Here is a 26,448-nt window from a genome sequence, read left to right as displayed (position 1 = left end):
GTTATTTAGCGGAGGATATAGGGAAATGGCAATGGAGGGGAAACGTAAAAAATCAGTCAAATGAAGGGGTAGCCAGCATTGCATTCGTCAGTTGTTCTTCCATCACATTCTTTTGGAAACTAAACGTTCATAATCACAATGTGAAGCATTTGGATATGTTATGATCAAATTTGTGAAAATGTTTACTAACGGTCAGTATGGTTAAATGGAATAGGGGGACAGATGATGGATAATCAATACTTCGTAGGTTGGGGTACATTAGCGTTAATCAATGCTGGATTGGCGCAAGGGAAGAATAGAAGGGGGTTAAATTGGTTCTTACTTTCTGTTATATTAGGTCCAATCGCCACACTAATTTTGTTATTTGTTGAAAAGAGACCGTAATACACCTTCAACATAGAGAATTTGCAAATGAAGGTTAAACATTTTTCCCTTGTGGCGATACTATTGATTAAACTAAAAATAAGACTACTTTGTTTACGGGGAAATAAGTATAGAAATATTGTTGACAGATCACCGTATGCGATGAAAGTGGCCTGTATGGTGAAGGCTCGTTATAAAGCATCTGAATGTATAAGACGAGAATAGCGTGCCAGGAGCACCTTTAGTTACTTTGGGAACAACAAATATTAGAGATGGCTTTTCTGTATTATTTTCAGAAACAGTCCATATGCAATTGGCAGGGTGGTCTGATAATGATACAAAATGAATTTCGTTCTGCTGAGATAGTTCCATATAATAACTTTGATTTTAAAGTGGACATCCATTCAACTACTGGTGAAATTAGCCTCCAATTTGGTGTTCAACAAAGTAATAGTACATTAAGCATGTATAAAGCAATTTACAATGAAGTTTCTGAAACATGGGTTTGGTGGAAATTACAGCTCTATAATTAATTTAGATGAACTTCAGCTGATGGTGGGGTTATTTCTTAGAACTGTAGTCTAAACGTTGCGGTGAAAACTCTTTTCAATCATCAAACGGTTCCTTCATTGAAATTATATGTACCTAACTTGTTTTGTAATCCCCTTGGATTATTAGCTTGTAAAAAGCAGCTTGCATGCAAGCTGCTTTTTACTTGAATAATTTCTATTGGAATAAAACGATGCTGAATTCTCTTACTAGAAAAACTGATTTTTTATTTAATTTCTTTCCATAAAGACAATGCGTTTATCCAATTTGGATCTCCATAGCCTTGATAGCTTTGAACCGCTTCATAATTCTTACCTTGATACTCTACCATATCACCTTTTTTGTACGCCTTAAATGGACTCCATTGCTCATAAGAAGTACTTTGCTCTTTAGTTGTTACAGTTAAAATGGAACTTTTAATGGATTCATTCCCAGCTACATCTACGGCAGTTACTGCATACATATAGGAAGTATTTGATTGAAGATTCATGTCCATAAATGACGTGATTGTTGAAGTCCCAACAGCAGTCATTTGTTCTTTTGTTGACCCTCTATATATAACATAATGGTCAACGGCTACATTATCCTCTGAAGCACCCCACATTAAGTCGGCACTTGAAGAAGTGATTCCCATTGTATGTAGTGAAGTTGGTTGCGTAGGTGATTCTGTATCTGGAGTAGCATTCAATGTTTCTACAACTAGAGACTCACTTACTGTAGATACATTCCCAGCTGCGTCTACTGCCTTTACTGAGTAAGTATATTTTGTATTGGAATTTAAATTTTTATCTGTGAATGTTGTTCCTGGAATAGTTGCAACTACTTTGCCATCACGTAATACTTGATATTCTTTCACACCTACATTATCTGTAGAAGGGTTCCATTTTAGCTCGGCACTAGTAGAAGTAACTTTTGTTGTATGTAATCCATTTGGCTGAGTTGGGGCTTCCGTATCTACATTGCCACCATTATTCACCAAGTTTACATCAATCACATTATAAAACGCATTTGAAGTGTCAGCGACATCCCAAACGGCTAGAATCACGTGATAGCCACTACGATCAGTTGGCACGTTAATTGTATGAGTTAAGTTAGTCGATGCAGCAGAGCCATTATGTGCTACAGTTCCAATTGGCTCAAGATCAGCACGGGTTAATGGTTTATTAGGATTCCAATCATGTTTAGTAATATAATAGTGCCATTTGCTTGTTAAATGTGGCGCAGTATACTTCCATGTAAACGTATTAGGCCCTCCCGTAATTGTATTCTTAAACCAACGATCTGTCGTTTGTTGATCAAGGATACCACCAAAAAGACCTCCTGCAGATGCAATTTTTCCATCCATCGGTCCACTTTGCGGAAATCCTTTAGGCGCCTCTAGACTCTGTGGTTCATACATTATGCTTCCACACATTAAGTTAAGAGCTCCATAATTTTGAGTACATAAGGCTGCTCGGCTAGCCGGTTTTTCAACAAATCCATGTGCATATGCATTTGGAGCTGTAGAAATCCCTATGATTCCGGCTGCTAATAGGGCAGCACTCAGACCTTTTTTGCTTAATTTTGTAAATTTAGTGTTCATCATCCATCGTCTCCTTATTTTGAAATTGTATTGCGACTAGTATGATAGCAATAGATTAATAATTATTCAAACTACGGATAAATAATACAATAGTTTTATTTTGTAAAAAAAAATTTTTGTAAAAATATAGGTATAAAGTTCTTTTTTAGTTGAAAATGTTATTTTAATAAGCTAATTTCTATTAAAAAAAGCTATAAATTCTAATAAAATATTTAAATTTGTCTATTTTCGTACTAATTGATATTATTTCGAAATATACAGCCGATTGGGCTTGTAAAGCTCATTAGAGATGTCAATAAAGGACAGACTAAGTTTCGCCCCGTAGTAACAAACCAATAGCATCTCAAGAAGTGGTAGCAGTGGCACAATCACCGCTGATGGTTGTATTTGGAATATAAAGAAAACCCATTTATGAGGTTAAAGGGAATGAAGCAATAAGTTGAAAAGGGGATATTAAAATGGATGGTCATTAACTTAAGATGGATTTTTTACAAGGGATGCCGAGGTACATTTATGATAAAGAGAGTGCTAGTAATAAGGTATTGAAAAAAGGGATCACCATATTGTTTAGGAAGCGATCCCTTGTAAGAATATTATGATAAACTGTCAAGTGTGTTTAATTTTTCAATGGCTGGGTTAACAAATTCTAATTTATCGTATAATGTTACGTGTGTAGACCATCCACAATGAAGATTAGATACCTATATAATTTAATGAACAAAGCCTAGGTACGCAAAAAAAATTTTGATCCTAGGCTTTTTAGTACTACATTAATTTATTTAAATTGGTTTTTTTCTTAAAGTCAGGGCTTAATTCACTCCATACATCAAACTTATTGCCATTTAAGTCGAAGAAAATAAAATTTTTTCCAGTGTGTCCTCTTTCCTCAATTTCTCCCACTCTAATTTGTTTTTCTTTAAATTCCTGCTGTATAGTTTCTAACGCGTTTAAGCCATTCACTTCAAATGTTAATGAAAAATGTTCATTGCCAAAAATGTCGTAAAAATTGGAGCTTTGATTTTCCTTAGACTTCACTAAAAATATACTTTGGTTAGCAAAATTAAGAATGGACTTATTTTTATCTTGATAACACAATTTAGCACCTAGTTTGTTTATATACCATTTTGTTGAAAGTTCAACACTTAAAACAGGAAGATACGTCGTACCAACTCTTAATAATTTTTCGCTCAATTTTATGCCTCCTTGGTTTATTGGTGGGAAAATTCTGATAATATAGAATAAGATTACCACACTCGATCGTCTCGAGTAAGGGAGGTTATTACACAAAATGGCATTATCATATAAAACTATTTAAATTTAATTTTGGTAAATCAATTAGAGGAGGAAATCAAACTTGAGTGAGGAACAGCTGTTTGAACAAATGAAAATGTGGCGTCAATGGTCTGTTGAATTTCTTCGAACGATTCCAGAGGAAACAGCTAATCAAATACCTGTTGGTCATAATAACAACATTCGCTGGAATGCTGGGCATATTTTAGTAGGTTGGGATCACACAATATTTCCAACAGTTAGCGTAGAGAGGCAATTGCCTTTATCGTATCACCTAATGTTTCCAAGTGGGAGCAACCCGGAAAATTGGGATGAACAGCCTCCTTCTATGGCTCAGATAATTAGGGACTTAGAAGAACAACCTATACACATTGAACAAGCGTGTAGAGGAAAATTAAACGAGCCACTATTAGAACCCTTTCTAGGATTGAAAACATTAGGTGATATGGTTATGTTTCATATGAATCACGAGAATCTACACATGGGAATTATAAAAAGTATGAAGCTAATGCTTAAGTTGAATAGCTAAATAAAATTTTCTTCATATTAAATTTTGCGGGGTGAATATAGTTGGATTATCAAAGTTTAAACTATAACTTTAGATTAGTAGGAGTAAAAGGCAGAGGAGCATATGAAAATTTTCACAAGGAAGTACCTTTACTTGCTAAACAATTATGGAGTCGCGCAAATGAAATACAAAGTCATCTAGGAATTGAGATTGCACTATTTGAACCTAAAACAGATATTCAGCATCTCGAAGGGAATTATTATGTAGGTTTAATGGTAAATGATGCTTTCAATAAAGTACCTAAAGGGATGGAGTTGATTGAATTAAATCAACAATATGTAACAATTAGAGGGAAAATATCTAATTTAAACTCCCTTCATATTGAATTATTGAAGTGGTCTAAGGAACAAGGTTACACAAGAATTTTAAAATCTTATATTGTGGAGACATATCACCCTATGGAAGGAAGAGAGGAGGAAGTTAGAATATTTTTACCAATTGAGGAGAACCATCGTTAAAAACTTTAAACTCTATGGAATGATGAAAAAGAACAAATGATAGTAGTGCATTATTTTAAAGAAAATGAGTATTTTCACACAAGATCAAACATTGATGTTTCACGCAGTATGAACGTGAGGTAAATGAGTGATTTTTATCACCAATAGGAATTGTGGGTTTACTACACGGTGTAAACAAAGGAGTTGTTATTCCTTGAAATTGTTTAAATCCTTTTATTTCATGGGTAGACTAATAAAAATTTAAATTGAGGTGAATGGGTTGGATATATCAAAAATGTATGAGGAGAAACATCATAAACACGAAAATCGTTTTCAGTATGGGCAACGTAATATGTGGACCGGTATATTATTTGGTTTTGGTGTAGTAGCATTTATAGACGAGGTAGTTTTTCATCAATTATTACATTGGCATCATTTCTATGATAAATCTACAGCTAATATGGGATTAGTCTCTGATGGATTGTTTCATGCCTTTAGCTTTTTTGCCACAATTGGTTCTGCTTTTTTACTGGCAGATCTTCATCGAAAACATGGATTTTGGTTAAAAAGATGGCTTGGGGGTATTTTTCTAGGTGCAGGAACATTTCAACTTTACGATGGTATTATTCAGCATAAATTCATGAGGCTACATCAAATTCGATATGATGTCGATATTGTCCCCTATGATATTATTTGGAATGTGCTTGCGGCTATTTTAATCATAATTGGTATAGTCTTATTATTTAAAACTAATCAATAAGGGGGTACCACCTTTGCATACACATGAACCTCACATTCAAAATTTTTCTATCATTGTACAGCTCCTATTAGTTTTCCCGTTTTTTATTTCTTTTATTTCCTATATTGTTGCAGTCGTACTCTCAAATCAGCATAAAAAACAATGGCCTACTGTTCGGACATTATGTTGGATACTTGGGCATCTATGTGCCATGTTATCATTAATCGGTCCATTAGCAGAGCTTGCACATGTAAATTTTTCAGCACATATGGTTGGCCATTTATTGCTTGGAATGCTAGCGCCACTGCTTATAGCGCTATCGGCACCTATTACCTTATTCTTAAGGACTATCCCTGTGAAAAAGGCACGTTTTATTTCACGTATACTACGTAACTCTTACTTCAGATTTGTGTCCAATCCTATCATAGCAACTATACTGAATGTAGGTGGTTTATGGCTGCTCTATACTACCCCTCTATTTAACATGATGCACGAAAATTCTGTTTTGTATATGTTGATTCACCTTCATATTTTTCTAGCAGGTTATTTGTTTACTATTGCATTTATCTATATTGATCCAACTCCACATCCATTATCTTATGTTTTTCGTTCAGTCGTTTTATTGATAGCTTTAACAGCTCATTCGATATTGTCCAAATATATTTATGCGTATCCTCCTAGTCGTGTATCTCCTGAGCAAGCAGAGCAGGGTGCTATGATTATGTACTACGGCGGAGACCTAATAGAAATTGCACTTGTTTATATACTGTTTTACCAGTGGTTTAAAAGGACAAGAAATACTGTTGTTGCAAAGACCATTAGCTCATTACCATAATTGGTAACGAGCTATTTTTAACTTAATTGAATAATGGTTAAGGAACGGTTTGCGTAACTTTTGATTGGAGAATCCGATGTGGCACCTGCTGCGATAATGTCTTCAGCCATTAATGAAGCCTAAACGGTGTAGGCTGAACCACTCCTATTGAGCACATTAAAAACTGCTATGCCTTCTAAAAAAATAGGCTCCCCACTAACTGTAATACTAACAGTGAAAAATCCACAATAATTACTAAATATATCGGAGAGTTGTTCCGCAATCGGGCCAGATTGTAGAACATTCTTTAAAAAAAGTTTCCAAACAAAGCTATTGGAACTGTAAGTTTCAGCATTTTGTGATTATGTATTATTTTCACAGGGTATTTTATATACTAAAACGTACTTAAATTAACACCAGGTATATTGTTATCTTTATAGAATCTAATTACTATACTATGTTGCGGTGAAATTCAATTATATACAATAAAGATAGATGATAAAGAAGTGATACAATTTAATATTAGTTTCGATGAACGGCAGCGTAAGATAAGAAAAAGCCATTCTCTCCATTTGTGGAGAGAATGACTTTCCTTTATAAATCGCAAAACTACTAATTACAGTTTTGCCCAACGTTCCTCTAACCAGTTCATAAATTGTACACCTTTGTCGCCTTCATACGCATCAAAGACATCTAAACGCATACGTTTTAGCTTATCCGCAAAGTCTGCCACTGTATGGTCCTTCGGCAAGCTCTTTTTAACCCGCAGGAAAATTTTGTCTGTTCCTTTGATGATATCAAAACGTGCAGGTGATGGCTTCTCTACGTCCTCGCCAAGCGCCACAAGTGCTTCATAGGCTGCTAATTGCACCTTGTTGACAGTATCATGCTGCATACGATTTTTTAATAAATCTATGATTTTGTCATGTTGATAAGCCGATAACTTTTCGACTGCGTCTAAACGCTCTCGCCAGCTAGACGTATAATTGGCCTGCTTTTTTAATGTTTCATACTGCTCAGGTAATGCTTTTTCAAACTGTTTCAAGTAATTGCACCTCTTTTTTTAACTAGAGGAAAAATGAATTCTTTTTCTTCTGCTTCTCTTATTATACGTTGTCTTGGTGAAAATAGCGATGAATCGCTGGTAAGTATATATGCAAAAAATGGAAACTAACTACATTAAGGTGAACCGTATCAAAAGTATGTACTATTCTTTATTAGATTTGCCTTTCTTATTAAACTAACAGGGTGCAATAGTTAAACAAGATATATGATTATAATCTCCAACAATCGAGCTCAATTAGGTACTGCACCCCAAAAGTTAGAGTGAAAAACTAACTTTTGGGGTGCAGTACCGGAATGCGTCTTTTTCCATTTAAAGGCCAGCCAGATTGTACATTACAGTTATTAGCGTAAAAACTCCTTACTTTACTATTCTAGGGGAGATGAATCATTATAAGAGTTATTATTTACACTTGTATTTTAGGAATATTGATCATTTGCTGAAACAAATGGGAAAACACCCTTTTTAATTAACATCGGTAAATGTCTGAGCTCACAAAGTTTGGGACATGTCAGTTCAGATAAAGGTCTTATAAATGCATTGAATACAATTATTCCTGAGGTTTATAAAGAAGATAATTATAAAGGTTGGAAAGTAGAGACCCTAACACTTCTTCTAAATGCACCACATCCGGATGCTTTTTATGCGATGGCGAAATATTATTGCGATGAGGAAACAGCTAACAATTCTTGGCTTATGGAAGTACTGTTCCCACAGTATTTACCGGCATATGATGCATCACACAGACAAATTTTTGTGACCAAAAACAAACAAGGGCAATGGTTTGCCTGGTTTAGGTTTCTTTAACCTTTCCATAAACGGTCGTTTCTGATAAAAGAAAGCAAATGGCCATATTCTTATATAGTGAACAGATATTTTATCGAGAATGTAGTGGATTACACTTAAGCTAATGGACAGGATAGTTGAAGAACATTCGGGAAAGATACCAATAAAAAAGGTAGGTAGGCTTTATTTGAAGAAAACACTATACATCCTTTTTGGTATTTTATTTCTCGTAAATAATACTACTGTTTTTGCGAATCAAGAAGTACCTAAACAAAATTTTATTAATAAGTATTTTATTGATGTACATTTTATTAATTCAGTCAGCCAAAGTGCTGAAACAAAGAAGAATCCCAATCAACCGTTTTTAGAACAATTAAGGACGCATTCATTAGAGTATAATGATGTTCAATACATTAAAGTTGAAAATAATTCAGGGATTCAGCGTCTATTCAGTAACTATGATGGTTTTCAAGAACGTGTGCTTAGAAAAGTGGTTTACTGGCTTAATAACTCTGACCGAGTGAATGAAAAAATTGAGGTATCTTTAGATAATCCATCCAATAAATTGACGTTAAAAATGGCAGATAATGAAGTAATCACTATTGAACCAGCATATACTTGTGTAGTTCACAATAAACGCGAAATCTGCACAACTAAAGAAGGAGAATTAATTGTTTCGGAAAATAGACAGAAAGTGCGATTAAAGTCACAATCTCTTTATGATTGGCTCATTGTAGGGTGGAGAAAAGAAGTGGATGGGCTTACTAAAGAAAAATTACTGGAAGAAGCATTGTTTACACGTTATTTATATCATTTGGGTCCATCTTATTCGGACTTTTTTATGTGTCCAAAAATAAAAATTGAACCCATTAATGGAGATCCTAGGAGACATCTAATTTTTGGTAGTGCCTTAAACTATTCAGGACACCATGGTGGAGATTATGATAAACTTACTTTTTCTATAAGTGATTCGAACCTAACAGGCTTAAAAGTGACAGATGTGAAAATAGAGAAATATATTTCGCAAGAAGAAAGCGAAAATCAATGCCGAACTTTTGATTAAATATATTTGTAACATAAGGGGTGTTTCTTTCAGAAAAAGGAACGCTTCTTTTTATTTAAGCTATTTTATTTAATCCAAGTAATATAAATTTTGAAAAAAATGTACTTTATCTAACAGAAGATCTTCAACAATCGGGTGCATTTCTTTAGTAATGAATGCGTCTTTCTTAAAATAAGGGCCATATTCATGAATAACCGAATTAGACTGTATACCAAAGATTGTGAACAAATGGACTTAAATTAACGGGAGGATAGTGGAATAAACAAAAATGATTCGTTAAAAAACAAGCAAACCAATAATAACGAGTAAAGAATGAAAATCCATGATGTGGGAAATAATGAGTTCTCTTATGCAAATCACAATTCAAAATAAAACCAAATCAATAAGGAGATAAAAAATGGATGTCCTTGATTGTATTATTATAGGTGGAGGTCCTTCTGGGTTAAGTGCTAGCTTAACTTTAGGAAGGGCTAGGAGAAACATTGCATTATTTGACGATAGAACGAATAGGAATAGAGTGACACAAGCATCACATGGATTTATTACTCGTGATGGGATAAGACCACAAGCGTTTAAAGAAATAGTGTTAAAAGAGTTGGAGAATTACCCGTCCGTATCATATTTTACTTCAACAGTTACTGAAATTATTAAGGATATAGGTAATGAGCGATTTACTGTCAAAACATCCACTAATCAGGAATTTTTTTCAGAAAAAATAATTCTCGCCACCGGCATTCAAGAAGTATTTACTATAGCGAGTATAAGAAAATTTTATGGGAAAAGTCTATTTAGTTGTCCGTATTGTGATGGCTGGGAGCAAAAAGATAAGCCATTAGTGGTTATTGCAGAAAAAGAAGAGCACGTACTGCATTTGACTAAGTTAATTTATAACTGGTCGCAGGATTTGGTTGTCTTAACAAATGGCGTTCAATTATCTAAAGAAGGTAAAATGGAGTTACAAAAACACAATATCAAAATTATATCGGAAAAGATAAAAAACTTCATAGGTAATGATGGTTACTTACAAAAAATAGAGTTTGAAACAGGAGCAACAATTTTAAGATCGGGCGGATTTGTTGCCCCATCTTATTATCGCCCCAATCAATTTGCTGAGAAGCTTGGTTGTGAAATTCATGAAAATGGAAAAGTTATAACAGATGGTGTTGGTAGAACAACCCAAAAAAACGTATATATTGCAGGGGAAACTGAAAGATCTAAACCATCCTCTTTAATGATTTCAGCTGCGAAAGGTAATAAAGCTGCGGTTTCAGTAAATACTGATCTGACGATGGAACGCTTTTAATTACGTTATAACACCTTTGCTCCGACTAAATAGGAACTATACTTCAGTGCTAATGGGTTGTGACATACACTTCAAACATTGTGTTGGGATTAGAATAAGAAACACAAACTGGTACGCTCTGGATACCATTGTTTAAAAGGTCTAATTTAGATAAAATTTCTCGCAACTTTATTGGGGTACACTAGGGTACAAAAAATTAAAAAATAATAGATACTGGGCAGGCGCCAGAAATCAAAAAATATGATGTATTTTATCATTGGAAGAACTATAGGTGAAGGATTAAAACCAGGCACTCATTCGAGAGTCTGGTTTTTAGTAGTGAAAACGTTATATAGACCAAGCAAGGCACATTAAGGGCAATCTTTGCTACTGGTGCAATAAAAAGCGAATGAAGGAGGAAGGGAAACGATAAACTTAACAAAACTATTTGAAACACAGGCAGCACTAAACAAGCACAACATGCAGGAGCATCCAGAACTACGAGGACAGAACAATTTTGACTGGAAGGTGTTAGCCCTTCAGATTGAGCTAGGTGAGTGTGGCATTGAATGCCATGGATCTTGAAATGGCTGAATGGATAGGGCCAAGAGATGGTGGATTGGGAAGGAAACAGAAAGTGGTTAGTTGAAAGGAAATGTTCAGCAAGGAAGGAGAAATCTTGCTGAACATTACTTTAAATATGATGATAATAATTTTACTGAAGGTTGGATTTTTTATTAATTAATGAAATCTTGAGGAACGCATTCACGAACACCAGAATTTCTTAATGAGTTAAATAAAGCTGCACTGATTCTTAAAATAACGAAGTTATCAGTGCCATTTTCTAATTCATAGATGACAAAGTATGAATTATCAACTGTAAAAATACATTTTCGTTCTAATTCAAATCCAGGTGGTACAGTAGGAAGATTAAAACGTGGTACAACTACAGGTGTATCTCCTTCTTCTCTAATAAAATTGAAAGTTTGTTGGTCAATCTCATAGATATTAACTGGATCAATCTCCACACCTTTTTCTGGAATTGTAATTTCATCTTCAACTAATAGGAAAAAGCGTTCGTTTCGGAAATTGAAAAGACCTCTCGCCCCAATTTCAAATGATGCCATTTTATATTCACCTCCTATTCTATAAATATTTTATTCATATCAAATACAGTTGTTTGGACAATTAGGAATGTGGAGTGAAGATATAGTAAATACGATTTTTTCAATACTTATAATTAGCCATGTTGTTTCTAGACTAGAGTCAATCCTATAGGGTACTTTTGAGTAAAGAAATTATAAAAGGATCACTTGAGGTAGAAGCGACCCTTAGTAACAAGATTCGGAGGTGTAAGGCTAAATTAGCTTTACATTACTATTAATATGTCGAGATAGCTAAATATGTATAGTGAATTGCCTGTGAAATAAATTTAAAAATAAAAAAGCCGTAGCGTCGTCACACGCTACAGCTCGAATTGGTTTATGCCCTTTTAAGACAATATAGTAAAAGTAGTATATCACAACTTAGGAGGGCAAACCTAATGGGTAAACAAGGGCAAACAGTAGTTACTAAAGAGAATTTGTTACAGTGGATTGAGAATTATCGATGGATGGTTGAAACGATTGAGGAAGCACGGCAGCCAGTATCGAACCCTGATAAAAACAGCTCATTGGAGCGAAAACGGCTATGTATGGTATTGAGGCAACTTTACCAAAGGCAAGTGGTGGCACAAGCGATCCAGTGTATACAGAAGTACAACGTCCATTAAAACAACTTGAGCTAGTCATTTCTGGATTGCAAAGTGAAGGATTGGTTGAGATAGAAAAGTTTTCTAATGAGTTAAGTATGTTGCAGAAACTTTCAACAAGTATAGAATTTAAAACTAAGCTTATTACTTGTAATAAAAGTGGTTCCATAGAGACATTACCGTATAAATAAAATACAGAATTACATTTATGCTCTATGAGTAATAGTGTTTTTTAGCTTTCTAAATAAAATATAGTTCAGGTCACGTTTTTTCGAGCGTGACTTTTTATTTTGCTTTGAAAACTGCATCAAACAGCCATACAAATAAAAAGGACTGGTTTAGTGACCAAGTATCTCAGGAACATTAGGTACCAAGGAGCGCTGGCATGTACCAGTAACCAATAGGGCGGAGTTTGGTGTGGTTTTGAGAGCAAAAAGTTATTACATATATTGTTCGAAGATGGTCTAAGTGACTTTTTGAAAGATATTGTTCAGTAAAGGAAGCGTGTATAAATTGTAAAAGAAAAAAGGAGTAATTACTACGCAAAAGGTTAATCACTCCTAACACAAAATCTATTATTTTTCAGTTTTGTCTTTATATCTCTAGATAATAGGACTTAGCATTTTAAGGATAATTGAAGCATTTACGTTTATTTGTGTGCCTCCTGCTAAAGTTTGAAGGATTACTGCTGCTGCAGAAGAATGGTTCCTAAGTGTAAGAAACCCGCCGGATGGTATAGAAATTATTACCTGACCCGTGTTTTGTTGAGTACCGGCTCCTGAACCATAGACTGCCTGCGTCACCGGTGCACCATTTAAAAATAGTGTGAATTGGTTAGGTTCAACCCCTGAGACGATGAAAGTAACCTCGTAGATTCCTGGTCTAGTAACAAAAATTTGAGAGGTTCCTGGAGTATGCGTAATTCCCGGAGTAACTATACCGGTTGAATCAAAAATAATATCTGCTTCTACAGCTACAGTTTCAGGACCTAGATTATATATATATCCATATTCGCAAAGCCCACCACATGCTGTTGGTGTTACAGGAGGAATAGGGCCAGAAATTCCACAGAGATCAACGGCTGTGAATGGTCCTATTTGGCTTCCACATAAGCAGGAACGTTTATTACAGTTACTACAGTTATCCATTTTTTCACCTCCATTTGTAGTATTTTATTCGAGTGAAATATGGAGTAAAGGGCAATAGTTTAATAGTTTAAAAAATAAAAAGGAGCACTTTCTCCTTAGAAAGTGCTCAAAATTAGATTAGGAGAGCATCATTGACTCGGCAAAGTGTTTGATTCTTGAGAATTGATGTTTAGGAGAGCTCTTTTTATCCTATGTATCAAAATGTATTTCAAGTTAGGCTTCAGGTTAAAAAAAGACCAGCGTTTGTAGACGCTCCAGCTAACTACTGAACAATTTGAACAAAGAAATTAATAAAAGGGTCACACGACTGGAAGTGGCCCTAAGTAATTTGGAGGCCGTGACGGTCAACCAGCGCCACAGCAAGTGCGTGCGATACACTCAATAATAATTTGTGCAAATTAAGGTTAGCTATACATTTATGTCAAAGAAAAAACCCCAGTTTTATACTGGGGAAACGGTTTGTCAGGTAAAGATATTATTTTTCTGGATAATCTACATGTAATGGCGGTGGAACTAACCAACCTTTATTTTTATTGAGACGCAGTAGTTTAGCGCCGATTAGAGCTTTTGCTGCATGGAATTGACCATACATTAAAGCAATGTCTTCTCTAGTTGATGTACCCATTGCCTGACTGCATGCAACTAATCCAGCAGCTAGGTCTACTGACAGTGCAGCACTAATTTCTGGATCACTAAATTTTGCTCCTGGAGGGATATCTTCCATTCTTGCTACAGGTCTTTCCGGTGCAGCAGGAGGTAAACCAATTCCGTTTGTTTTTAGAATCTTTTCTAATTGCTTTACTTCATCCCTACATTTTTCGATGATATCTTCAATGATTTTTTTAAGATCTTCATCCCCAGCATGATTATAAAACGTTTGATAGCCAGAAATTATACCATAATCTGTGATTAAATTTGTCCAAACACTAAATACTTCTCCATAATGCAATGGTTCATCTTTTGGATTTTCGCTAAGTATCCCCATACTACACTTCCTTTTTAGTTTCGGCATTTTTCAAACAAGGATAGTATGGGTGGAATTTTAAAAATAATTCATAAAAAAATAAGGTTACTGAACAATTTGAGAAAGGAAACAATTAAAACTTAGCTTAGTCTGCTTCAAATCGAATAGCTTGAATATCTTGACAATCTACGACAATTGTTGAACCAGGTTCTGTTTCTGGATCATTAAAGAATGCACAACAATTATTTTGATCAAAGGTAATAAAAATAACATCTTCTATTACTTGACCACCAAATAAGAAAAGATCAACTTCAGTTTGAGTTTGTAAACGTTTTAATTGATTACAAACACAACCTTTACAGCGATTAGTATCTCTCTCATGATGGTTTTCCTTTTCATCACAAGAATAGCACTTTTTCCGCCTATAGTTTTTAGCCTTTCTGTTAATGCTCATTTTCAATCCTCCTTCGAAAGTAATCCTTGCCTTTCCTTATTAATTTATGGTTTGAAAATATAAGTAGATTGGCAATTGTCTAGTTAGTAATGATTTTGTTTTACAAAAAAAGAAAATAGTTAATAGACCATTTTAAGTTTTCATCGAAGTATCTCATAAGAATTTGGGAAAAGGAATTTTCGTTGAATACTTCTTGCAAAATGAAGAAGCAATTGTTGAATTTACAGATGAAGGTGGATATAAGGGTGTCTATTGGACTTTTAAGTATTAAGGAAACAATATGAGAAAATGTCCATTTAATAACTTTTGGCATAACGATCGGTGAGCCGATGGTGAGTAAATAATCTGTCCAAAATTAACAAAAAAGCCGCAGCGTCGTCACACGCTACAGCTCGAATTGGTATGCCCTTTTAGGCTAGTCAGATAAGTCATTATAACACAACTTAGGAGGGCAAACCTATGTTAAAAGAAAGAAAATTAGTTATTACACCAGATGCATTAGATTCAATGATTACAGACTACCACTGGATGGTTAACGCCATCAAAGAAATGCGAGCAGAAATGGTTATAGGGGCAAAAACGGCACAGTATGGTATCGAGGCTACACTACCAAAGGCAACAGGCGGTAGGTGATCCAATTATGCAGGAGGCTATTAGACGTTCGAAAAATATAAAGCGTATTGCAGAGTATGAGAAGAAGCTATTAGAGGTACAAATGCTGATTGAACGAGTTACTGGCGACAGAGAGGTTCAAGTACTGAATTGGATGTTAGACGGCAAGTCACAACGCTGGATAGGCCAACATATGACTTTATCAGCAACGAGTATTAAACGAATTAAGGATAACATTGTAAAACAGATGATTGCTTGAAGTGGGGCCTTGTGCCCCTATGAAAGATTTTGTACAGGAGGGTGAAGCGACGGAAACCATTGAACCTTGGTTATTTACGATGGACTACTAAGCAAATGAAATTGTCATTAATATAATTATTGATGGAAAAAAATCCAATTAAGAGTGTGTGAAAAATAAATAGGCATTCGAAAGAAATGCTACAGCACACTTGCAAGAAAACTTGTACATGGTGCTGTAGCATGGATATCACTAGGAGCGTGTTTAGATAACGCGATTGAGAGATCAACTAGTTACAAACATACTTTCATTTTTAAAATTATCTACTGTCTTGCTTTACTTCTTCAATAAATGCCCTGAAGTTTTCAGCGATTTCTTTTGATTGAGTATGGTGTAAATAATGTGTTCCTTCAAATGTCATCACTTTTCCATGTACAGAATTTTTTACTTGCTCTTCATGTAGTGTTGACCATCCTTCAATCGCTGCACTATTCGGTTGTAAAAAGAAAATAACAGGCAGGTTTTTTGGGAATGTTAAATTTTCAGCTGCTTTAAAATTAGGAGATCTATTTTCTATTTCATTCACAATAGTTGGATTTCTAAAGTTTTTGTAAGAAAGAATTCTCATTTGTTCTTTTGTTTCTTCATCAACTGGTAGTGCAGCATATGGGTCAGCACTTAGTTTCATTATCAATCTGCCTAGACCTGATTCTTTGAGTAGTGTAATTACTGAATTAGGTATTGGAGATTCAACAACCTTATCACCATATTGCCTTGGAACACTGCTATCGATCCCGACAAATGCACTCACTTCGTTTTCATATTTGTTCACATAATCTAATGCGTAAATGCCCGAAATGGAGTGACCCATTAGAATATAGCGGTCAATTTTAAGAATCTGTAAGGCTTCGTGGATTTCACTTACAATATTTTCTGTGCTCCGTTCTTTTTCGGTTATATCACTTAATCCATAACCGAAAGGCTCAATCACTACAACTTTGTAAAATGGCGATAACTCTTCTACTAGCGGCTTAAAATCAAGTGCTGGTGTTCCTGTTCCCAAACCTGGTAGTAGCACGATTGTTTCTGCGCCTTGTCCTTGAATCAAAACATTCATATTTTTTCCATCTACTGTTACAGACTGACCATAAGGCTTTATTTTCCCTGCTTCTAATTTATTACTGATCTTATCAATGACAAAAACAATGGCTATAAAAACGACAATTGTTATAACTAATGCTGCTAAAATTTTAAGTAAAATGATAAGCAATTTTTTCATCTTATTAATTGGTTTTTTACCTGTTGACATGTCCAAGTCCATTTTTTTCACCTCTCGTATTTTCACTCATTTCTTCTCCTATCGTTTTGGGCTACCTTAAAGAGCCCTAAGGAAAGCCTAAACGACGAAGATGGACTCACAGTGACGAAAATATGAACTGAGTATGAACAAGTGAAAGATTTTGTGTAGAAACTTTTTAGAAAAAGTTCCAAAATCAAAACGATGAAGAAGATTTATAAAAAAGTAAGCAAATTCAACGTGGCGGTAGAGGATTTATTACAGTGGATTGAGAATTATCGATGGATGGTTGAAACGATTGAGGAAGCACGACAGCCAGTAGCGAAAGTTAATAACAATAGTTAAATTAGAGTGAAAACAGCTACGTATGGTATTGAGGCAACTTTACCAAAGGCAAGTAGTGGCACAAGCGATCCAGTGTATACAGAAGTACAACGTCGTGTATATTCGTTAAATTATCGCATTAAGGAATATGACCAAGAGATTGCAGAGGTGCAAAAGCGTATTTCGTTAGTACATGGCGATAGAGAAATTGAGGTACTCCATAGATTACTAGATGGTGATAGCATGAGAGCTATTGGCAAACACATGAAGCTTTCGAGTACAACTATCTTTAGAGTGAGAAATAACATATTGAAACAAATGATGAAGTACAGATGGTACAACAACCTTTAAAGTAAACATTTCTGATGTTACAGGGGTAGGATTTTTACCACCAGGACCTACAATTAACTTGTTGCCACCTGTTAATTCAGGGTGCGAATGTGATTGTCGCGAACGACCAATCAGACAACTACTAGGTACACTTATCGGTTCTACAGTTAATCTTTTAGCAGTTAATGGTTCTATTGCAGAAGATTTTATTGTGGAACAAACAGGTCTTGGCATTGTGTTAGGTACTTTACCTATAAGTCCTGAAACAATAGTTAGATTTGCAATCTCAACTTGCAAAATAGTAGCTGTAGGGCAGACTACTTGAAAAGTAAGCTGTTAAAAATATATATGTAACAAAAAGAACAAATGTAAAACATGTAGCATGTTTTGTGAAAGAAAAAATATGATGTAAACTCGGAGGTAGGGCGACGGGGTAGGTTTTTCCTCCCTCGGTATTTATGAAAACCTAAATATTAGGGAAAGGCAGACCGACGACCGACCAGCGCTGAGCAAACTTGTTCGGAGCATGACATACACGGCCGGCTCATATTTTTTTAGAGATTAGGTATCTTAATTAATATAAAAGATAAAATATTTACAATCATTTCCACGACTTCTTATTTGTTATATGATATTTAAAGAGGAGTGGAATATTATGATGAACATTTTACAAATTGTTTTCGCTATCATAACTGTCTCTCTTTCAGCTTACCTACTTATAACACGTGATTACGATCTGATTTTTTTAATGGTATTCTTCTCAGGTTTATTCATGTTAACAAAAGGTATTGAAGCATTTCAAAGCGAGAGAAAAGTTTATGGTTGGTTATTAATCGGACTATTTTTATTTGCGGTTTATATATCAATGTATCAATTCACAGCCTCACTATGATCAACATAATGGAGTGGTTTATATGTGAACTTCCGCTACGATGTCAAAAGTGAGCACTCGACAATAGGATTACCACAATATTTAAGCTTTCATCTTCGGATGGAGGCTTTTTATTATGAAATTAACTATGAAATTAAATTAGATTGTTAATAAAGTTAAATCACTTTATAATAGTGCTAATTAAATAGGATTTAAGAGGTGTTTTTATTCCATTTCCTAAGATGTTTATTAATATCTAGTGTATTGAAGGTACACACTGACTGAAGAGATGACTTAATAGAGAGAAAGGAAGAGTCGATCAATGATTAAAGACACAAACAATCAGGAAGAAATAGTGGACACTGAAATTATTATAGGGAAATATATGGAGAATATAGAATTAATTCAACAGTTATTAAAACAATTTGAGCTAGTCATTTCTGGATTGCAAAGTGAAGGATTGATTGAGATAGAAAAGTTTTCTAATGAGTTAAGTATGTTACAGAAACTTTCAACAAGTATAGAATTTAAAGCTAAGCTTATTACTTCTAATAAAAGTGATTCCATAGAGACATTACCGTATGAATAAAATACAGAATTAGTGTTTTTTTAGTTTTCTAAATAAAATATAGCTTTCAGGTCACGTTTTTTCGAGCGTGGCTTTTTATTTTGCTTTGAAAACTGCATCAAACAACCAAAACATTACGAGTTGAGAGTGCAGAGTTTGGGGGTTTTGAGAGTAAAAAGTTATTTCATCTCCTGGATTATTATTGCATGGAAGGTGATATTATGGATAACATTTTAGAAAAATACCCTGAACTCAAAGAAAGTATGTTAAAAAGGACTGAAGAAATAAGCTTTGCAAATGTAGCTTTTGATACAGTAGCAGCATTAGCTGAATTGTTACATGACAAAGGTCTAATAGAGTATGAAGAATTTGTCGAGTGTGTTTATAAAGAATTAGGTGAATAAGTTTTTAGGAAGTCATATCAAAGGATATGGCTTTTTCTTTTGCCCTGTAAAGTGAGTAGTTTCCTCCCCTTTGACTGCTAGGGCAACGGTACTTACTTTTGAGAGTGAAATACATAATAGGTCTGGTTCATCGTGCACCAGACATGTTTCAGGAGGGAGTGTTTATGAGATATGGCTATAGTAAGAAGTTCAACTCTAATAAAAAAAGCCACTAGTAATGTGGCTACATATAAAAATATATTTATTTGTTATCTTTATCTTTATCTTTTAGTAATCACATATCCAAGCTTTCCCTACCCAGTAACACTGAGCAGCAGATGCAGTAGGGGCTGTAGAAGCAGCAGCAGCTCCGAAAAGGGCAGCAACTAATAAAATCATACCTAGTTTCTTTTTCATTTTACTAACACCTCCTTATTTAATTATATTCTATGAATTGGAAAAATATTACCTAGTAATATATTAAAATCTAATATTTTCTTATATTAAATAGATTCAGGAAAAGTATGGAGCTAGCTTGAGGTAGTTTAAAAACAAATGATGGAGGTGAGGTGTATGAGAAATGGCTAGAGCAAGAGATCCAAATCGAGATAAGGCATTTAAAATTTTCAAGGAACATAACGGTGATATTACAAATCGAGCAATAGCTGAAATATTGATGTTCCAGAAAAAACAATTGACTCATGGTAATCAAAATTCTAAGGACAATCGGAACGAAAAATTAAATGGAGCACTCCAAACTTCTATAAAAAACGTTAAGAGAGAGAGGCGCACCTTATGGGATGGGTATGTTTGAAAGCTCATATACAGAGAATTTAGATAAAACTGGAAGAATTGGTAAAATTAAATTTTCGGGAAGTGTTACTTTTAATATCAACCTTTTACATCATAGCTATGGTGGAAGATTGACTGTTAATTTCAATTCCGGTCATGATACTTCTAAAGCTGAACTTTCTGTAACTAATTCTGCTTATGGAGTTGTTGGACGACATGGATTTGGTGTTGTTAATGATGGTTCAATAGATAGTACAAAAACAAAGGATTTTTCTAAGACTTTTACTCTTAATGAAATGAAAGATTATGGTGCAGTAGGCATGGGACCAAATATGCTAATGGCTAAATTAGCGCTAGACATTGATGCTAAGAAAACAGGCTTCGCAAAGGACTTATGAGGACGTGCCAACAAAATTATGGCCTGTGAAACCTTTGTCAGAAATGTGGGGAATCGGCAAACAGATGGAGGCTAACCTTAATAAACTGGGCATACAAACGGTCGGTGGATTAGCAAATGCTGATTTAGATGACTTAGAAAAGCAGTTTGGTGTTATGGGCAATCAATTGTATCACCATGCATGGGGTATTTACTTATCAAAATTGTAACTCCACATATGGCTTTATAGCACCATTTAGACAACCATAAAAAAGAAAGGTGACTTTTATAGTCACCTTTTCACTTGTATGTAGCAATTTATTTATTGAATATTTGCTCATAACGGTGGAAGAATGCCACTGCGTGCGCTCCTGTTAGAGAATCATTTGGTTTAAACTCTGCATCCGTTTTAGTAGTTGTTAAGTCGAAGTCACGTAGAAACTGGATGGCTTCTGGCTGAGATACTGTTTTTCCATAATGCATAGATGCTAGGATACGAGCAAAATTACCACGTGTGATGTCTTTGACTGCATATACCTGTTTAGACGCTGATTTACCACCAAGCGTTGGTAGAGCGTACTTACTTGCTAGTTGATAGTTTACATCTGCACTCCATGAAGAACTAGGTTTTGTTGAAGCTAATTCATCAGACTTAAAGTAACGGAAAAGTACAGATAACATCTGATTTTCTGTTAAATTTGTATTTGGTTTCAGTAAGTTTTCGTATTTCTTTGTTGCAGAGTTGTATACGTTTTGATAACCGCTGATAAGACCTTTGTTTACTGCCCATTGAAAATCCTCTGCCCAGTACTGGTCTGCCTTGTAATCAGCGAACTTTGATACTTCTATACTACCTACTGGAGTTGTAGGTGTTGGCGTTGAAGCTGAGTAGTTTAAATAACTTGATGCTACATACCCCTCTGTCCCGTCATTTCTTTTCACAGGATACCAAACAAAATGGTTTTTCTTCGTTGATACTGCTTCATATTCAAAAGGGCCCGTAATGGTAACAATTTCGCCTTTACGTAAAGTACCCTTAGAAGGACTATCCGTAGTAGGTCTTGTCCTAACTGTTACATTAGTTGTTGCACTAACTTTTTGATTTGTTTTAAAAAAGTACTTTGATTTTGTTAATGGTAAATCAAAATCATAGTTCATGGCTGAAAATTTAATATTTTCCCTGCTGTTAGAGTCATATTGAAAATGTTCGCGTGTAAAAGGCATCTCTGTTAAGTCTATTAATTCCAATTTCTCAATAATACGGAGAATTCTTTCTTGATAGGCATTTGCATTTATTTCACCAGTTGCTTGGACAAATGGACTATTTACTGGCTTAGTACCGTTATAAGCCATAATAGCGAAGTACCAATGTTCCAATACATCTCTTTCGCTACCATTGATGCTAGGCAAATCCTTCCGCTTAAACATATCATCTAGAGTCTCTACACCAGCATGAATATTATAGACAATATCGCTTTTTAGTCTATCTTGATTGTAGCCAGCTTGATTTGTGATTTGCATAATGCCAATTCCATTATCATCTGTCACAATCGCTTCACCATTAATATCGAAATGACGCCAATTTCCACTTTCACCTTCCGCTATTGCCTTCACAATTTCAGGAGGAACATTATAACTCAGTGCTGTTTCGGTTAACAAACAGTTCATTGTGGAATAATCAGGGTTGACCTTCGATGCCGAATCATACTTACATGTATTTGCAATATCATTAGCTAATACATTTTTATCTATATTTATAGTTAGAGAGAGGGCACCAATGACAATAACACTAATCAATGGTTTCAATATCTTTTTCATATCTGGTTATTACACTTCCTTTCATATTTTCCAAAGTTAAAAGATTCAGATATATATTATCACAAACCCAATATTTGGGATAGGGGTAATATAAGCAATAAACAAATAACCAGGTGCTCAAATGAGTACCTGGTGTTTTTGTAGGTTGTTTTGTAACTGCTCGTGAATGTTTATTTATTAATCATAAAGAGGTACCCCATGGTACCCCAGATAGTACCCGACTTAAAAGTGTTTATATGAGTTTATATGGGATAAAAATTTATATTAGAAAAATCGATATTTATTTTAAATACCAAGAAAAGCAACGTTCTATTTTTCACCGTTCCAATTTCCTTAGAGCAAAAACCCCGCCAAATCAATATTTTTACGCTATAATGTAGGACGAGGTGAAGAAAATGTTTGTGAGTGAAAAAAAGATTGAGATTCGATATGCAGAGACTGACCAAATGGGCGTTGTCTACCATGCAAACTATATCATTTGGATGGAAATTGGGCGTACGCAGCTTGTGAGTGATGCGGGCTTTAAGTATGCGGCGTTAGAAGAAGATGGTTATGTGTCACCGGTTATGGATTTATCGATTTCCTATAAGGCTGCGATGCATTACGGGCAGGTGGCAACGGTTCGTACTTGGATAGAAAAGCATGACCGTTTACGAACAACTTATGGCTATGAAATTTTACATGAGGATGGTACGGTGGCGGCCACTGCACAGTCTGTACATATTTTAGCTCATAAGGATACATTGCGTCCGATATCTTTAAGTAAAGTGGATCCTGCTTGGGATGCAAAATATAAAGAAATTGCCGTTGTGGCAAAATAGGAGAGCCATAAATGGAAATGTTTTTAGCATTAGGCGCGGTTTTGGCCTGTCTTGGTGTAATTTTAGGTGCTTTTGGGGCACATGCACTAAAGGATAAATTTGCATCGCCTCATTATGCAGCTATTTGGGAAACAGCTGTGCAATATCAAATGTATCATGCATTAGCGATTATCGGGTTAGGTATTCTTTCGAATGAGGCGCTTTTAGGAAGTTCTAGCCTGCTTTCATGGGCAGGATATTTAATGTTTACAGGGATTGTTTTCTTCTCTGGTAGCTTGTATGTCCTCGCAGTGACAGGTGTGAAAAAACTTGGGGCGATTACACCCATAGGCGGAATGCTATTTATTGTCGCTTGGGTACTTGTAGCGATTGCCGCATTCTCATAAAAGAAAACGAGACAGTTCTCACAAGAGCTGCTCGTTTTTTTATGCGAGAATAAAGAAAAGTGAAACAATTTGTCTGATTATGCGTATTACATATTGTTTATAGATGATAAAATAAGCTAAACATCAATGTGAAGGTGGGAAATCAAATGGGTTTATTAAAAGCGGGAGTTGGCGCATTATCTGGCGTTTTAGAGGATCAATGGCGTGAATATTTCTATTGTGAGTCATTATCGGCAGATGTGCTTGTGACTAAAGGAGTGAAGCGCACGTCCAAACGTGGGTCGAATAAAGGCAATGACAATATTATTAGTAATGGTTCAATTATTGCGATAAATGAAGGGCAATGCATGATGATCGTTGAGCAGGGGAAGGTCGTGGAGTTTTCTTCAGAATCAGGCGAGTATGTTTATGATACGTCAACTGAACCTTCCATTATGTATGGTTCAGACCTGTCTCAGGGAATTATGGAGACTTTCAAGCAAATTGGCAAACGTTTTACATTTGGGGGAGAGCCTGCAAAAGATCAGCGAGTTTATTATTTTAATAAAAAAGAAATTGTAGGTAATAAATACGGAACACCTGCACCTGTTCCTTTCCGTGTAATTGACCGCAATATTGGCTTAGATATTGATATTGCCATTCGCTGTCACGGGGAATATTCTTATAAAATTATAGACCCACTATTATTCTATACAAATGTTTGTGGCAATGTAGAGCGTGAATATACTCGGGACTCTATTGATAGCCAGTTAAAATCAGAATTAATGACAGCGCTACAACCGGCGTTCGCACAAATTTCAGCAAGTGGCGTTCGGTATAGTGAAATACCTGCCCATACAGTTGCATTAGCAGATGCTCTTAACAAAGTATTATCAGAGAAATGGCTTGCGACACGAGGATTAGCGGTTGTGTCATTTGGCATTAGTACACTAAAAGCGTCTGAAGAAGATGAGGCAATGATTAAACAATTACAACGCAATGCTGTAATGCGTGATCCTGGGATGGCTGCGGCTCATTTAACAGGGGCACAGGCAGATGCGATGATTGCGGCTGCCAACAATGATGCGGGTGCAATGTCAGGATTTATGGGCATGAACATGGCAGCACAAGCTGGTGGCGTTAATGCAAGTCAACTTTATCAATTGAATGAACAAAATAAGCAAGCTCAAATGGCTCAAGCAGCTATGCAAAATCAAACAACAAAAGAAGCTAATGCGTGGACATGTACATGTGGTCATGAAAATACTGGGAAGTTCTGTTCGAATTGTGGGACAGAAAAACCGGTTGAAGAAGGGTGGTCATGCGCATGTGGAGCGGTAAATAAAGGAAAGTTCTGTAGTGAATGTGGGACAAAAAAACCTACAGGAGCGTTATTATATGCATGTGATAAATGCGGATGGACGCCAGAAGATCCTACTAATCCGCCAAAATTCTGCCCTGAATGTGGCGATGTGTTTGATGAAAACGACGTGAAGTAAGGAGAGGATGATTCATGTCAACGCAAGAAGTTGAGAATGTCAAACAAGTAAAGCTTGATTTTAATGCGGAATGTCCTTCATGTAGTGCATCAATTGAATTTAATCCTGCGACAGGTAAGCTTACTTGCCCCTATTGTGGCTTTGAGACAGAAATTGCTACTCCAGAGCAAGAAGAAGAAAAAGCTGCTCAAGAAATGGATTTTTTAACAGCGGAGGAACGAGGCAATTTCAATTGGGGCGTGGAGAAAAAAACAGTGATCTGTGAAGCATGTGCGGCGGAAACGATATACGATGCACTACAGGTGGCTGACAGTTGTCCTTACTGTGGTTCCCATCAAGTCATGGAAGCAAGTGCTGAAAATACATTAGCGCCAAATGGTGTATGTGCTTTTGAAGTAACAGATAAGCAAGCTGGGGAACATTTTCAAAAGTGGATAAAAGGTAGATTGTTTACACCGAAAGCTGCCAAAATTAGTGCTAGGCCAGATGCCTTTAAAGGGGTCTATCTTCCATACTGGACGTTTGATACGAAAACAAGCTCCAGATATTCTGCTCGATATGGACGACATCGCACCGTTACAGATAAAGATGGTAAAACACATACAGAAACAGATTGGTATTCAACAAGTGGCTTTTATCAGGAATTTATTGACGATCACTTAATAAGTGCAACTACTCGCTATGATCAGAATATGATGCGAAAAATTGAGCCTTTTAATCTTTTAAACAATAAGGCTTATAAACCAGAGTATGTATCCGGCTTTTTGTCAGAACGATATAGCATTGGCTTACAGGATGGCTGGCTTCATGCCAAGAGGGATATCCATGATCATCTTCATGCGCAGATCACTTCAAAAATTCGTTGGGAAAATAGCGCGGATGTAGTATCGAATTTACGCTTTTCGACCAATCATGATGATATTACATACAAATATTTAATGTTACCGATTTGGTTGTCTTCCTTCCGTTATAAAGAGAAAATTTATCGCTTTATGGTCAACGGGCAAACGGGTCGAGTAGGTGGGGATGCTCCTATATCACCACTGCGTGTAACGATAGCTGTTATCTTATCATTAATGGTGATAGCCATCATTTGGTATTTCTTCATGTCTGAATAATGACGAGCAGTATTCCATCAGGGCTTAGTTGACCATTTGGAATACTGCTTTTTTCATAAAATTGTCTTTTGATGCTAGGGAAATGACTAATTTATAAATCATTATCATCCATTTTCCCAGCCGATAGGGAAGCTTGTAGCATAAATTATAATGAATAGCAAAATGAGCGAACAGCCTAGAATAA

33 protein-coding genes and 2 pseudogenes are annotated in these 26,448 nt (G+C 35.5%); 25 read left to right on the top strand and 10 right to left on the bottom strand.

The features are described from left to right. The first annotated feature begins 222 nt into the window (after positions 1-222). Complete coding sequence (locus MKY88_RS13300) at positions 223-384, top strand: hypothetical protein (protein WP_291760764.1); 162 nt, start codon at positions 223-225, stop codon at positions 382-384. A gap of 311 nt (positions 385-695) precedes the next feature. Continuing rightward, positions 696-896, top strand: a complete 201-nt coding sequence (locus MKY88_RS13295) for a hypothetical protein (protein ID WP_328200609.1) — start codon at positions 696-698, stop codon at positions 894-896. A gap of 242 nt (positions 897-1,138) precedes the next feature. On the opposite strand, the gene MKY88_RS13290 is transcribed toward MKY88_RS13295, so the two are convergent. Together MKY88_RS13290 and MKY88_RS13285 are read right to left on the bottom strand one after the other, a co-directional pair. Then, positions 1,139-2,494, bottom strand: coding sequence for a lytic polysaccharide monooxygenase (locus MKY88_RS13290; protein ID WP_340814832.1), 1,356 nt, complete (start codon positions 2,492-2,494; stop codon positions 1,139-1,141). A 765-nt stretch (positions 2,495-3,259) separates the two neighbouring features. Next, positions 3,260-3,685: a VOC family protein gene (locus tag MKY88_RS13285; RefSeq protein ID WP_340813883.1), complete on the bottom strand. Its 426-nt coding sequence runs from the start codon at positions 3,683-3,685 to the stop codon at positions 3,260-3,262. Positions 3,686-3,848: 163 nt separating this feature from the next. Between MKY88_RS13285 and MKY88_RS13280 the strand changes: the two genes are divergently transcribed. The 4 genes from MKY88_RS13280 (at position 3,849) to MKY88_RS13265 (ending at position 6,363) form a co-directional block, all read left to right on the top strand. After that, positions 3,849-4,313, top strand: coding sequence for a DinB family protein (locus tag MKY88_RS13280; RefSeq protein ID WP_340813882.1), 465 nt, complete (start codon positions 3,849-3,851; stop codon positions 4,311-4,313). Between the two features lie 41 nt (positions 4,314-4,354). Beyond that, positions 4,355-4,810 (top strand): GyrI-like domain-containing protein, encoded by a 456-nt coding sequence (locus MKY88_RS13275; RefSeq protein ID WP_328200612.1) that lies wholly within the window; start codon positions 4,355-4,357, stop codon positions 4,808-4,810. A gap of 274 nt (positions 4,811-5,084) precedes the next feature. Next, positions 5,085-5,549, top strand: coding sequence for a DUF2243 domain-containing protein (locus tag MKY88_RS13270; protein WP_193833697.1), 465 nt, complete (start codon positions 5,085-5,087; stop codon positions 5,547-5,549). A gap of 13 nt (positions 5,550-5,562) precedes the next feature. Beyond that, positions 5,563-6,363: a cytochrome c oxidase assembly protein gene (locus MKY88_RS13265; RefSeq protein ID WP_328200613.1), complete on the top strand. Its 801-nt coding sequence runs from the start codon at positions 5,563-5,565 to the stop codon at positions 6,361-6,363. A gap of 595 nt (positions 6,364-6,958) precedes the next feature. Here MKY88_RS13265 and MKY88_RS13260 read toward each other — a convergent pair. Beyond that, on the bottom strand, positions 6,959-7,387 hold the full coding sequence (locus MKY88_RS13260) for a HEAT repeat domain-containing protein (protein ID WP_193832231.1): 429 nt from the start codon (positions 7,385-7,387) through the stop codon (positions 6,959-6,961). Positions 7,388-7,945: 558 nt separating this feature from the next. Between MKY88_RS13260 and MKY88_RS13255 the strand changes: the two genes are divergently transcribed. From MKY88_RS13255 to MKY88_RS24620, 4 genes are all read left to right on the top strand, one after another. Further along, positions 7,946-8,212 carry a hypothetical protein gene (locus MKY88_RS13255; protein WP_340813881.1) on the top strand — a complete coding sequence of 89 codons (267 nt, stop codon included), beginning with the start codon at positions 7,946-7,948 and terminating at the stop codon, positions 8,210-8,212. A 166-nt stretch (positions 8,213-8,378) separates the two neighbouring features. Then, entirely contained in the window at positions 8,379-9,254 is an 876-nt protein-coding gene (locus MKY88_RS13250; RefSeq protein ID WP_340813880.1) for a hypothetical protein, read from the top strand. A gap of 397 nt (positions 9,255-9,651) precedes the next feature. After that, complete coding sequence (locus tag MKY88_RS13245; RefSeq protein ID WP_340813879.1) at positions 9,652-10,557, top strand: NAD(P)/FAD-dependent oxidoreductase; 906 nt, start codon at positions 9,652-9,654, stop codon at positions 10,555-10,557. A gap of 408 nt (positions 10,558-10,965) precedes the next feature. Then, entirely contained in the window at positions 10,966-11,121 is a 156-nt protein-coding gene (locus MKY88_RS24620) for a dUTP diphosphatase (protein ID WP_445669184.1), read from the top strand. A gap of 152 nt (positions 11,122-11,273) precedes the next feature. On the opposite strand, the gene MKY88_RS13240 is transcribed toward MKY88_RS24620, so the two are convergent. Then, positions 11,274-11,663 carry a spore coat protein gene (locus tag MKY88_RS13240; protein WP_328200617.1) on the bottom strand — a complete coding sequence of 130 codons (390 nt, stop codon included), beginning with the start codon at positions 11,661-11,663 and terminating at the stop codon, positions 11,274-11,276. Between the two features lie 562 nt (positions 11,664-12,225). Here MKY88_RS13240 and MKY88_RS13235 point away from each other — a divergent pair. Beyond that, a complete protein-coding gene (locus MKY88_RS13235) occupies positions 12,226-12,477 on the top strand; it encodes a hypothetical protein (protein ID WP_340813878.1) in 252 nt (83 codons plus the stop codon). Between the two features lie 411 nt (positions 12,478-12,888). Here the strand turns inward: MKY88_RS13235 and MKY88_RS13230 are convergent, their stop codons facing one another. The 3 genes from MKY88_RS13230 to MKY88_RS13220 all read right to left on the bottom strand — a co-directional run bounded on the left by MKY88_RS13230 (position 12,889) and on the right by MKY88_RS13220 (position 14,852). Beyond that, entirely contained in the window at positions 12,889-13,434 is a 546-nt protein-coding gene (locus MKY88_RS13230; protein WP_328200619.1) for a collagen-like protein, read from the bottom strand. 475 nt (positions 13,435-13,909) lie between these two features. Next, positions 13,910-14,419 carry a DUF3231 family protein gene (locus MKY88_RS13225; protein WP_328200620.1) on the bottom strand — a complete coding sequence of 170 codons (510 nt, stop codon included), beginning with the start codon at positions 14,417-14,419 and terminating at the stop codon, positions 13,910-13,912. 124 nt (positions 14,420-14,543) lie between these two features. Beyond that, positions 14,544-14,852, bottom strand: coding sequence for a hydrolase (locus MKY88_RS13220; RefSeq protein WP_328200621.1), 309 nt, complete (start codon positions 14,850-14,852; stop codon positions 14,544-14,546). 459 nt (positions 14,853-15,311) lie between these two features. On the opposite strand from MKY88_RS13220, the gene MKY88_RS13215 reads away from it, so the two are divergent. Both MKY88_RS13215 and MKY88_RS13210 read left to right on the top strand, forming a co-directional pair. Continuing rightward, positions 15,312-15,485 carry a hypothetical protein gene (locus tag MKY88_RS13215; protein WP_328200622.1) on the top strand — a complete coding sequence of 58 codons (174 nt, stop codon included), beginning with the start codon at positions 15,312-15,314 and terminating at the stop codon, positions 15,483-15,485. 7 nt (positions 15,486-15,492) lie between these two features. Next, on the top strand, positions 15,493-15,723 hold the full coding sequence (locus MKY88_RS13210) for a LuxR C-terminal-related transcriptional regulator (protein ID WP_340813877.1): 231 nt from the start codon (positions 15,493-15,495) through the stop codon (positions 15,721-15,723). Between the two features lie 298 nt (positions 15,724-16,021). On the opposite strand, the gene MKY88_RS13205 is transcribed toward MKY88_RS13210, so the two are convergent. Further along, positions 16,022-17,023 carry an alpha/beta fold hydrolase gene (locus MKY88_RS13205; RefSeq protein ID WP_445669183.1) on the bottom strand — a complete coding sequence of 334 codons (1,002 nt, stop codon included), beginning with the start codon at positions 17,021-17,023 and terminating at the stop codon, positions 16,022-16,024. Between the two features lie 180 nt (positions 17,024-17,203). On the opposite strand from MKY88_RS13205, the gene MKY88_RS13200 reads away from it, so the two are divergent. The 6 genes and pseudogenes from MKY88_RS13200 (at position 17,204) to MKY88_RS13175 (ending at position 19,496) form a co-directional block, all read left to right on the top strand. Continuing rightward, positions 17,204-17,344, top strand: coding sequence for a hypothetical protein (locus tag MKY88_RS13200; protein ID WP_340813875.1), 141 nt, complete (start codon positions 17,204-17,206; stop codon positions 17,342-17,344). 6 nt (positions 17,345-17,350) lie between these two features. Next, positions 17,351-17,674: a LuxR C-terminal-related transcriptional regulator gene (locus tag MKY88_RS13195; RefSeq protein WP_340813874.1), complete on the top strand. Its 324-nt coding sequence runs from the start codon at positions 17,351-17,353 to the stop codon at positions 17,672-17,674. Further along, positions 17,652-17,978, top strand: a pseudogene (locus MKY88_RS13190) (hypothetical protein); the annotation flags it as partial. The gene MKY88_RS13195 and the pseudogene MKY88_RS13190, both read left to right, overlap by 23 nt. A gap of 330 nt (positions 17,979-18,308) precedes the next feature. Beyond that, entirely contained in the window at positions 18,309-18,545 is a 237-nt protein-coding gene (locus MKY88_RS13185) for a DUF3953 domain-containing protein (protein ID WP_193832226.1), read from the top strand. A gap of 301 nt (positions 18,546-18,846) precedes the next feature. After that, positions 18,847-19,113 (top strand): hypothetical protein, encoded by a 267-nt coding sequence (locus MKY88_RS13180; RefSeq protein ID WP_328200626.1) that lies wholly within the window; start codon positions 18,847-18,849, stop codon positions 19,111-19,113. 200 nt (positions 19,114-19,313) lie between these two features. Then, complete coding sequence (locus MKY88_RS13175) at positions 19,314-19,496, top strand: hypothetical protein (protein WP_328200627.1); 183 nt, start codon at positions 19,314-19,316, stop codon at positions 19,494-19,496. 267 nt (positions 19,497-19,763) lie between these two features. Here the strand turns inward: MKY88_RS13175 and MKY88_RS13170 are convergent, their stop codons facing one another. Further along, the gene (locus tag MKY88_RS13170) at positions 19,764-19,892 is read right to left on the bottom strand and encodes a hypothetical protein (RefSeq protein WP_255319037.1); all 129 of its coding nucleotides are present in this window, start codon (positions 19,890-19,892) and stop codon (positions 19,764-19,766) included. Between the two features lie 163 nt (positions 19,893-20,055). Between MKY88_RS13170 and MKY88_RS13165 the strand changes: the two genes are divergently transcribed. Beyond that, the gene (locus MKY88_RS13165; protein WP_328200628.1) at positions 20,056-20,289 is read left to right on the top strand and encodes a phage terminase small subunit-related protein; all 234 of its coding nucleotides are present in this window, start codon (positions 20,056-20,058) and stop codon (positions 20,287-20,289) included. A gap of 286 nt (positions 20,290-20,575) precedes the next feature. Continuing rightward, a pseudogene (locus MKY88_RS13160) lies at positions 20,576-20,870 on the top strand (DNA polymerase thumb domain-containing protein); the annotation flags it as partial. 91 nt (positions 20,871-20,961) lie between these two features. Here the strand turns inward: MKY88_RS13160 and MKY88_RS13155 are convergent. Then, complete coding sequence (locus MKY88_RS13155) at positions 20,962-22,461, bottom strand: SH3 domain-containing protein (RefSeq protein WP_340813873.1); 1,500 nt, start codon at positions 22,459-22,461, stop codon at positions 20,962-20,964. Between the two features lie 395 nt (positions 22,462-22,856). Between MKY88_RS13155 and MKY88_RS13150 the strand changes: the two genes are divergently transcribed. The 4 genes from MKY88_RS13150 to MKY88_RS13135 all read left to right on the top strand — a co-directional run bounded on the left by MKY88_RS13150 (position 22,857) and on the right by MKY88_RS13135 (position 26,264). Then, positions 22,857-23,282: an acyl-CoA thioesterase gene (locus tag MKY88_RS13150; RefSeq protein ID WP_328200634.1), complete on the top strand. Its 426-nt coding sequence runs from the start codon at positions 22,857-22,859 to the stop codon at positions 23,280-23,282. A gap of 11 nt (positions 23,283-23,293) precedes the next feature. Beyond that, on the top strand, positions 23,294-23,668 hold the full coding sequence (locus MKY88_RS13145; RefSeq protein WP_069481617.1) for a DUF423 domain-containing protein: 375 nt from the start codon (positions 23,294-23,296) through the stop codon (positions 23,666-23,668). A 146-nt stretch (positions 23,669-23,814) separates the two neighbouring features. Then, complete coding sequence (locus MKY88_RS13140; RefSeq protein WP_069481616.1) at positions 23,815-25,146, top strand: SPFH domain-containing protein; 1,332 nt, start codon at positions 23,815-23,817, stop codon at positions 25,144-25,146. Positions 25,147-25,160: 14 nt separating this feature from the next. Further along, a complete protein-coding gene (locus MKY88_RS13135) occupies positions 25,161-26,264 on the top strand; it encodes a hypothetical protein (protein WP_340813871.1) in 1,104 nt (367 codons plus the stop codon). The last annotated feature ends 184 nt before the right edge of the window (positions 26,265-26,448 follow it).

Source organism: Lysinibacillus sp. FSL R7-0073 (assembly GCF_038009065.1).
GTDB lineage: Bacteria > Bacillota > Bacilli > Bacillales_A > Planococcaceae > Lysinibacillus > Lysinibacillus fusiformis.
Note: the sequence above shows the minus strand (reverse complement) of the source record. Positions and strands in the feature narration are given on the sequence as shown.

Coding starts and splice junctions, on each gene's coding strand:
- MKY88_RS13300 (WP_291760764.1), top strand. CDS start 223: ATGATGGATAATCAATACTTCGTAGGTTGGGGTACATTAGCGTTAATC.
- MKY88_RS13295 (WP_328200609.1), top strand. CDS start 696: ATGATACAAAATGAATTTCGTTCTGCTGAGATAGTTCCATATAATAAC.
- MKY88_RS13290 (WP_340814832.1), bottom strand. CDS start 2,494: ATGAACACTAAATTTACAAAATTAAGCAAAAAAGGTCTGAGTGCTGCC.
- MKY88_RS13270 (WP_193833697.1), top strand. CDS start 5,085: ATGTATGAGGAGAAACATCATAAACACGAAAATCGTTTTCAGTATGGG.
- MKY88_RS13245 (WP_340813879.1), top strand. CDS start 9,652: ATGGATGTCCTTGATTGTATTATTATAGGTGGAGGTCCTTCTGGGTTA.
- MKY88_RS13240 (WP_328200617.1), bottom strand. CDS start 11,663: ATGGCATCATTTGAAATTGGGGCGAGAGGTCTTTTCAATTTCCGAAAC.
- MKY88_RS13235 (WP_340813878.1), top strand. CDS start 12,226: ATGTATGGTATTGAGGCAACTTTACCAAAGGCAAGTGGTGGCACAAGC.
- MKY88_RS13230 (WP_328200619.1), bottom strand. CDS start 13,434: ATGGATAACTGTAGTAACTGTAATAAACGTTCCTGCTTATGTGGAAGC.
- MKY88_RS13225 (WP_328200620.1), bottom strand. CDS start 14,419: ATGGGGATACTTAGCGAAAATCCAAAAGATGAACCATTGCATTATGGA.
- MKY88_RS13220 (WP_328200621.1), bottom strand. CDS start 14,852: ATGAGCATTAACAGAAAGGCTAAAAACTATAGGCGGAAAAAGTGCTAT.
- MKY88_RS13215 (WP_328200622.1), top strand. CDS start 15,312: ATGTTAAAAGAAAGAAAATTAGTTATTACACCAGATGCATTAGATTCA.
- MKY88_RS13210 (WP_340813877.1), top strand. CDS start 15,493: ATGCAGGAGGCTATTAGACGTTCGAAAAATATAAAGCGTATTGCAGAG.
- MKY88_RS13205 (WP_445669183.1), bottom strand. CDS start 17,023: ATGGACTTGGACATGTCAACAGGTAAAAAACCAATTAATAAGATGAAA.
- MKY88_RS13200 (WP_340813875.1), top strand. CDS start 17,204: ATGAAGAAGATTTATAAAAAAGTAAGCAAATTCAACGTGGCGGTAGAG.
- MKY88_RS13185 (WP_193832226.1), top strand. CDS start 18,309: ATGATGAACATTTTACAAATTGTTTTCGCTATCATAACTGTCTCTCTT.
- MKY88_RS13180 (WP_328200626.1), top strand. CDS start 18,847: ATGATTAAAGACACAAACAATCAGGAAGAAATAGTGGACACTGAAATT.
- MKY88_RS13175 (WP_328200627.1), top strand. CDS start 19,314: ATGGATAACATTTTAGAAAAATACCCTGAACTCAAAGAAAGTATGTTA.
- MKY88_RS13170 (WP_255319037.1), bottom strand. CDS start 19,892: ATGAAAAAGAAACTAGGTATGATTTTATTAGTTGCTGCCCTTTTCGGA.
- MKY88_RS13165 (WP_328200628.1), top strand. CDS start 20,056: ATGGCTAGAGCAAGAGATCCAAATCGAGATAAGGCATTTAAAATTTTC.
- MKY88_RS13155 (WP_340813873.1), bottom strand. CDS start 22,461: ATGAAAAAGATATTGAAACCATTGATTAGTGTTATTGTCATTGGTGCC.
- MKY88_RS13150 (WP_328200634.1), top strand. CDS start 22,857: ATGTTTGTGAGTGAAAAAAAGATTGAGATTCGATATGCAGAGACTGAC.
- MKY88_RS13145 (WP_069481617.1), top strand. CDS start 23,294: ATGGAAATGTTTTTAGCATTAGGCGCGGTTTTGGCCTGTCTTGGTGTA.
- MKY88_RS13140 (WP_069481616.1), top strand. CDS start 23,815: ATGGGTTTATTAAAAGCGGGAGTTGGCGCATTATCTGGCGTTTTAGAG.
- MKY88_RS13135 (WP_340813871.1), top strand. CDS start 25,161: ATGTCAACGCAAGAAGTTGAGAATGTCAAACAAGTAAAGCTTGATTTT.